We start from the raw sequence: 6,673 nt of genomic DNA, 5'->3' as shown, positions 1-6,673 counted from the left end.
TCGGGCCCGGTGCGCCACCGGGCGCACGTCCGTGTGCGGCCCGTCCGGCGCTGTCGGGTGCGGGTCAGCCGATCGGCTGGCCGGGGCGCACGCGGGGCTTGGGCACGCGGAGCTTGCGGATCTGGCTCGCCCGGACGAAGGCGTACCAGCCGAGCGAGGCGCCCCGGATCGTCTCCTTGGGGAACTTCTCCCGGGCCGCCTTGGTGATCCGCCTCCCGTTGAGGAAGCCCTCGAAGATCATGAGCAGCAGCACGACCGTGGTGAGCAGTGTGGCGTAGGTCTGCACCGCCGGGATCGGCACCAGCAGCGTCACGAACACCAGGATCGCCATCGGCATGAACAGGCCCAGCACGTTGCGCCGGGAATCCACCAGGTCGCGCACGTAGGCCTTGACCGGGCCGCGGTCCCGCGGGAGCAGGTACCGTTCGTCCCCGGCCATCATCCGCTCGCGGCGCTCCCGCGCGGCCTCGCGGCGCTCCTCCTTGCTGACCGGGTTCTTCTTCCGCAGTTCCCGGTTCCGCCGGATCGCCTCCCGCGTGGTGCGCGGGGGCGGGGCGATCGGCCCCCGGCGCCGCCCCTCGGCCTCCCTGCGCTTCGGCGTCGGACGGCCCTTGCCCGGGGTGTGGCCCCGGGACGTGGCGGACCCGGCGGTCGGGTCGTCGTCGACCGGTTCGGTGTGGTCACCCACCTCGGTGGGGTCGGCCTCGTCGGTGCCGGAACGGCGCAGGAACCTCACGGGCACCAGGATATTGCAGCGGCCGCCGTCGATGTTCATGCGGTCGGCAGATGTGTCACCATGGGAGACGGGAACAGATCGGGTGCCTGCTCGCGTTGCACTCGGTACCCGCCTGCACCAACACCGTGAGGGAGAGTCATGACGACCGCTGAGCAGACCGGCAACACCCCCGCCGACGCCGGCGAAGCCACGCACGGCGTCATCCTGACCGACGCCGCCGCCGCGAAGGCGAAGGCACTGCTCGAACAAGAGGGCCGCGACGACATGCACCTGCGCATCGCCGTCCAGCCCGGTGGCTGTGCCGGTCTGCGGTACCAGCTGTTCTTCGACGAGCGCACGCTCGACGGGGACCTGTTCCGGGACTTCAACGGCCTGCAGGTCGCGGTCGACCGGATGAGCGCCCCGTACGTCCAGGGTGCGGAGATCGACTTCGTGGACTCCATCGAGAAGCAGGGCTTCACCATCGACAACCCGAACGCGGGCGGCTCCTGCGCCTGCGGCGACTCGTTCCACTGAGTCGGAGGGGCCGCTGAGCCCGACGCCCACCGGGCGCGGGTTCCGGCTCCTCTCAGCAGCATGGGGCCCCCTGTCCCGACCGTCCCGACGGCCGGGACAGGGGGCTTTCGTGTGTCGACGGGACGGTGCCGATCCGTCGGCGCGGGCTGTCACACCACCGGGTGCCGTCGCGACCCAGTGGGTGAACCCGGCAAGGAGGCCCGTGATGACCGACGACCTGCTCGATCCCCGCGCCCTGGACGACCTGCGCTCCCGTCTCGACGGCCGGGTCGTGACCCCGGTCGATCCGGACTACGAGGACGTCCGCGCGATCTTCAACGCGATGATGACCGCGCGGCCACGGGTCATCGCACGCTGTGAGAACCCCACCGACATCGCCACGGCGGTGTCGTTCGCCCGGCGGGAGGGACTGGAGGTCGCCGTCCGCGGGGGTGGACACAGTGTGGCGGGCGCGAGCCTGACCGACGGCGGCCTCGTCGTGGACCTGCGGCCGATGAACCAGGTGTCCGTCGACCCGGTGCGCCGCACCGCCACGGCACAGGGCGGCGCCACCTGGGCGGATTTCGACCGCGCCACCGAACCGCACGGCCTGGCGGCCACCGGCGGCCGGGTGTCGACGACGGGCGTCGCGGGGCTCACTCTCGGCGGCGGCTCGGGCTGGCTGGAACGCCGGTTCGGCCTCGCCTGCGACAACCTGCGGTCCGTGGAACTGATGACCGCCGACGGCAGGCTGGTCGCCGCGAACGAGGACACCCACCCGGACCTGTTCTGGGCCCTGCACGGGGGAGGGGGCAACTTCGGCGTCGCGACGTCGCTCACGTTCGCCCTGCACCCGCTGCCCGAGTTCTCGATCGCGCTCCTGCTGTGGCCGGGCCGGGACGGCCCCGCCGTGGCCCGGATCTACCGGGACCTGCTGACCGACGCGCCGGACGAGGTGGGCGGCGGGCTGATCTACCTCACCGCCCAGCCCGACGACTTCGTGCCGGACGAGCTGGTCGGCACCCTGTGCTGTGCCGTGCTCGTCACCTACACCGGGCCGGAGTCGGCGCTGCGGGAGTTCGTCACGCCGCTGCTGGACGCCGAGCCACCCGGTCGTGTCGTGGGTGACGTGCCCTACTCCGAGCTGCAGCGGATGCTCGACGACCCGCCGGGGATGCGCAACTACTGGTCCGACGAGAACCTGCGGGACCTGCCGGACGCGGCGCTCGACCAATTCCACGCCCGCGCGCCCGAGATGCCCGTGCCGTCGGCCTCCCAGCAGATCCTGTTCCCCTGGGGTGGTGCCGTCGCACGGGGGCGGGAGTGGCCCGGATTCGACCGGAAGGCGGCCTGGGCGGTGCACCCGTTCGGTGTCTGGAGCGACCCCGCCGACGACGAGCGTGCCCGGACCTGGGCGCGGTCCCTGTGCGCCGACATGCGTCCGTACTCCACCGGGGACGTCTATCTCAACTTCATCGGCGACGAGGGAGCCGACCGGATCGTCGCCGGGTACGGCGTCGACAACTACCGCAGACTGGCCGCCGTCAAGGCGGAGTTCGACCCGGACGACGTCTTCCACCGCTGGCACGACATCGTGCCCCTCGCCCACGCGACACCGTCCGCGGCGTCGGGCCCGACGACACCGACGCCGTCGGCCGAACGGCCGACGGCGTCCGGGGAGACGTCGTGACGCTTCAGAGCTTGACCGGGTAGTGCGGCTCGGGCACCTCGGGCTTGATCCGGCCCTCGACGAAGATGCCGTACCAGAGCATGAACACCAGCAGCGCCCACAGCCGCCTGCTGTGGTCGAGCGTGCCCGCCCGGTGCTCCTCCAGCAGTCCCAGCACGGCGTTCTTGTCCAGCAGGTCCTCGGTGGCGGAGTCGTTGATGATCCCGCGCGCCCAGTCGTACATGTCGGTGGCCAACCAGTGCCGGATCGGCACCGGGAAGCCCAGCTTGCGGCGGTTCAGCACGTGCGACGGAACGATCCCGTCGAGGGCGCGGCGCAGCGCGAACTTCGTCGTCTCCGGGGTGATCTTCTGGTCGAGCGGGATCGTGGACGCGACCCGGAACACCTCCGGGTCGAGGAACGGCACCCGCAGTTCGAGCGAGTTCGCCATCGTCATCTTGTCCGCCTTGACCAGGATGTCCCCACGCAACCAGGTGAACAGGTCGACGTGCTGCATCCGGGCGACCGGGTCCCAGCCCTCGGACAGGGCGTACCAGGGCGCGGTGACGTCCCGGTGTCCCACCTCCGGGGAGAACGTGCGCAACACCCGCCGCAGCTGGTCGTCCCGGAAGATCCGCGCGTTGCCGTAGTACCGCTGCTCCAGCGGCAGTGAACCGCGGCGGAGCAGGTCCTTGCCCCGCGTGCCCTCGGGGATCGCCGAGGACACCTTCCCGAGGAGCCTGCGGACGGCGCCGGGGACCTTCTCGAACGGGGCGAGGGAGAGCGGTTCGCGGTAGATCGTGTAGCCGCCGAAGAGCTCGTCGGAGCCCTCACCGGAGAGCACGACCTTCACCCGTTCGCGGGCCTCCCGCGCGATGAACCAGAGCGGCACGAGCGCGGGGTCGGCCACCGGGTCGTCCAGATACCACACGATCAGCGGGAGGGTGTCCATCATCTCCTGGGCGGAGACGGTGCGCACCACGTGCTCGACCCCGATGGCGGCCGCCGACTCGGCGGCGACGTCCACCTCGGAGTAGCCCTCCCGCTCGAACCCGGTGGTGAAGGTCACCAGGTTCGGGTTGTGCTCCTTGGCCAGCGCGGCGATGGCGGTCGAGTCGATCCCGCCGGAGAGGAAGGCGCCGACCGTGACGTCGGCACGCATGTGCTTGGCGACCGAGTCCCGCATGACCTCGGCGATCCGCTCGTGCAGCGCCGCCACCCCCGCGGGGCCGGACACCGGGGTGGCCCGGAACTCGGGGGAGAAGTAGCGCTCGGTCCGCAGCTCGCCGCCGGGCGCGACGGTGAACGAGGTGCCCGACTCGATGCGGCGGACACCCTCGTGCAGCGTCTCCGGCTCGGGCACGTACTGCAGTGCGAGGTAGTGCTGCAAGGCCGTGTCGTCCACCTCGTCGGTGGCGCCCAGGGTGCCGAGCAGTTCCAGCAGGCTCTTCTTCTCGCTGGCGAAGGCCACGCCGTACGGGCCGGAGGCGTAGAACAGCGGCTTGATGCCGAACGGGTCCCGCGCCCCGAAGACGACCTTGCGCTCGGAGTCCCAGATCAGGAACGCGAACATCCCGCGCAGCCGCCCCACCGCGGCCGGCCCGAGGTGGTGGTACGCCGCGACGATCGCCTCGGTGTCCCCCTCTGTGGTGAACGTCGCACCGTGCTCGTCGGCGAGCTCGCGGCGGAGTTCGGGATAGTTGTAGATCTCACCGTTGAAGTTGATCGTGTACCGGGTCGGGTTGTCCTCGGGACCCCAGGTCAGCGGCTGGTGCGAGTGGTCGACGTCGATGATCGCGAGGCGGTTGAAGCCGTAGACGACCTCCGCGTCGGCCCACGTGTCGGACTCGTCCGGGCCGCGGTGTCGCTGACAGCGCAGTGCCCCGCCCACCGCGTACCGGGCCCTGGCCGCGTCGTTCTCGCTGGCACACACCAGTCCAAGCAGACCGCACACGCCTACTCACACACCCCTTGTTCGTCGCCGCCGAAGTCGTAGAGGGCAAGTATGCCGGGGAAGGCGGTGACTCCGCCGCGCCGGGTCTCGGCTAGAGTCGGCAGGCGTCGCAACGGATCGGGCGAGGAGGCATCACGTCAGTGGGCGTTCCAGAGCGCACCCCGCGGACACGGCGGGGCAGGGTGGGCAAGACGGCCGCGCTCGCGGGACTCGTCGCTGTCACGGCGACCGGGTGTTCCGGTGAGGAGATTCTGCGGTTCGGCTGGCCGGACGGGGTCACCCCGCAGGCGGACGACATGCGGATGCTGTGGACCTGGACGGTCGTCGCGGCGCTGATCGTCGGTGCGATCGTGTGGGGCCTGATCTTCTGGAGTTCCGCGTTCCACCGGAAGAAGAAGGGCGACACCGAGGCACTGCCCCGGCAGTTCCAGTACAACGTGCCACTCGAACTGTTCGTGGTCGTCGTACCGGTCATCATGGTGTGCGTGCTGTTCTTCTTCACGGCGGTGACGGAGAGTTCCGTGCTGGCCGAGGAGGACGAGCCGGACGTCGAGGTCGACGTGACCGCGTTCCAGTGGAACTGGGAATTCGCCTACCCGGGGACGACTACCCCGGAGGGTGAACCGGTGAACACCGTCGGCACGTCGAGCGAGATCCCGCTGCTGGTGCTTCCGACCGACCGGACCATCGAGTACAACCTCCGTTCGACGGACGTCATTCACTCCTTCTGGGTGCCCGCGTTCCACTTCAAGCGGGACGTGCTGCCGCACCCGGACAAGAACAACCAGGACAGTACGTTCCAGAACACCATCGACCAGGAAGGTGCCTTCGTCGGTCGGTGCGCCGAGCTGTGCGGCTCGTACCACGCGATGATGAACTTCGAGGTCCGTGCGTTGTCCCCGGACAAGTACGACCGCTACATGCAGCTGCGTTCGCAGGTGAACCCGGACACCGGGCTGCCCTACACCGCTGCCGAGGCGCTGACCGTCATGCAGGGTGAGGGCTGCGACGAACAGCTGTGCAGCCCGACCGCGACGACGACCAGTCCGTTCGCGACCGACCGCACGCTGCGCACCGGGTCCGGCTGAGCGCCGGCAGCGCGCCGTGACCGTAGCGATCGAGTGAGAAGGAACAGACACTCATGAAGGTGGAAGCCCGGGTTTTCGACATCGTCGCGATCTTCGCCCTGGTCGTGGCGATCGTCTACGCGGTGCTGACCGGTTCCATGACACGGGACGGCGTCGAGCCGATCGGCACGGTGGCGCTGCTGCTCTCGGGTGGGCTGGCACTGCTGGTCGGTAGCTATTTCCGCTTCGTCGCGCGCCGCATCGAGCCGCGTCCGGAGGACCACGAGGACGCCGAGATCAGCGACGGCGCAGGCGACCTCGGGTTCTTCAGCCCGGGCAGCTACTGGCCGGTGGGCGTCGCCGCCGGTGCGGCACTGGTCGGCATCGGGCTGGCGTTCATGTACACCTGGCTCATCGTGCTCAGCGGCATCGCCCTGCTCATCGCGATCGGGGGCCTGGTCTTCGAGTACCACACCGGCCCCGGCCACCACTGACACTCCGCCCACCCGTCGACGAGAGCGGGGGTCCCGGACACGTCCGGGACCCCCGCTTTTCGCGTGAGGGGCACATTCCCTGCGTTTCACGCAGCGAATGTGCCCCTCACCGCGACAGGCGCAGGAAAAGTGCCCTTCACGACAACCACGGCCGGTGCCGGGTGGGTGGGCGTGCGGATCAGGCCCGGGCGGTCCAGCGGGTGAGGAGGTCGGCGGCGGCGCCCGAGTCGACGGCGTCGGCGGCGCGGTCCAGGCCGG

6 protein-coding genes are annotated in these 6,673 nt (G+C 70.3%); 4 read left to right on the top strand and 2 right to left on the bottom strand.

Annotated features, from left to right (window positions below):
- Window positions 1–64: 64 nt before the first annotated feature.
- A complete protein-coding gene (locus tag ACTIR_RS0105040; protein WP_026453461.1) occupies window positions 65–736 on the bottom strand; it encodes a DUF3043 domain-containing protein in 672 nt (223 codons plus the stop codon).
- A gap of 138 nt (window positions 737–874) precedes the next feature.
- On the opposite strand from ACTIR_RS0105040, the gene ACTIR_RS0105035 reads away from it, so the two are divergent.
- A complete protein-coding gene (locus ACTIR_RS0105035; protein ID WP_026453460.1) occupies window positions 875–1,252 on the top strand; it encodes a HesB/IscA family protein in 378 nt (125 codons plus the stop codon).
- A gap of 205 nt (window positions 1,253–1,457) precedes the next feature.
- The gene (locus ACTIR_RS0105030) at window positions 1,458–2,921 is read left to right on the top strand and encodes an FAD-binding oxidoreductase (protein ID WP_026453459.1); all 1,464 of its coding nucleotides are present in this window, start codon (window positions 1,458–1,460) and stop codon (window positions 2,919–2,921) included.
- A 4-nt stretch (window positions 2,922–2,925) separates the two neighbouring features.
- On the opposite strand, the gene asnB is transcribed toward ACTIR_RS0105030, so the two are convergent.
- The gene (gene asnB / locus ACTIR_RS0105025) at window positions 2,926–4,854 is read right to left on the bottom strand and encodes an asparagine synthase (glutamine-hydrolyzing) (RefSeq protein WP_026453458.1); all 1,929 of its coding nucleotides are present in this window, start codon (window positions 4,852–4,854) and stop codon (window positions 2,926–2,928) included.
- A gap of 140 nt (window positions 4,855–4,994) precedes the next feature.
- Between asnB and ctaC the strand changes: the two genes are divergently transcribed.
- Both ctaC and ACTIR_RS0105015 read left to right on the top strand, forming a co-directional pair.
- Window positions 4,995–5,942, top strand: coding sequence for an aa3-type cytochrome oxidase subunit II (gene ctaC / locus ACTIR_RS0105020; RefSeq protein WP_026453457.1), 948 nt, complete (start codon window positions 4,995–4,997; stop codon window positions 5,940–5,942).
- A gap of 53 nt (window positions 5,943–5,995) precedes the next feature.
- Window positions 5,996–6,415, top strand: coding sequence for a cytochrome c oxidase subunit 4 (locus ACTIR_RS0105015; RefSeq protein ID WP_007024922.1), 420 nt, complete (start codon window positions 5,996–5,998; stop codon window positions 6,413–6,415).
- The last annotated feature ends 258 nt before the right edge of the window (window positions 6,416–6,673 follow it).

It is taken from the genome of Saccharomonospora iraqiensis subsp. iraqiensis, from assembly GCF_000430445.1.
Taxonomy (GTDB): domain Bacteria; phylum Actinomycetota; class Actinomycetes; order Mycobacteriales; family Pseudonocardiaceae; genus Saccharomonospora; species Saccharomonospora iraqiensis.
Note: the sequence above shows the minus strand (reverse complement) of the source record. Positions and strands in the feature narration are given on the sequence as shown.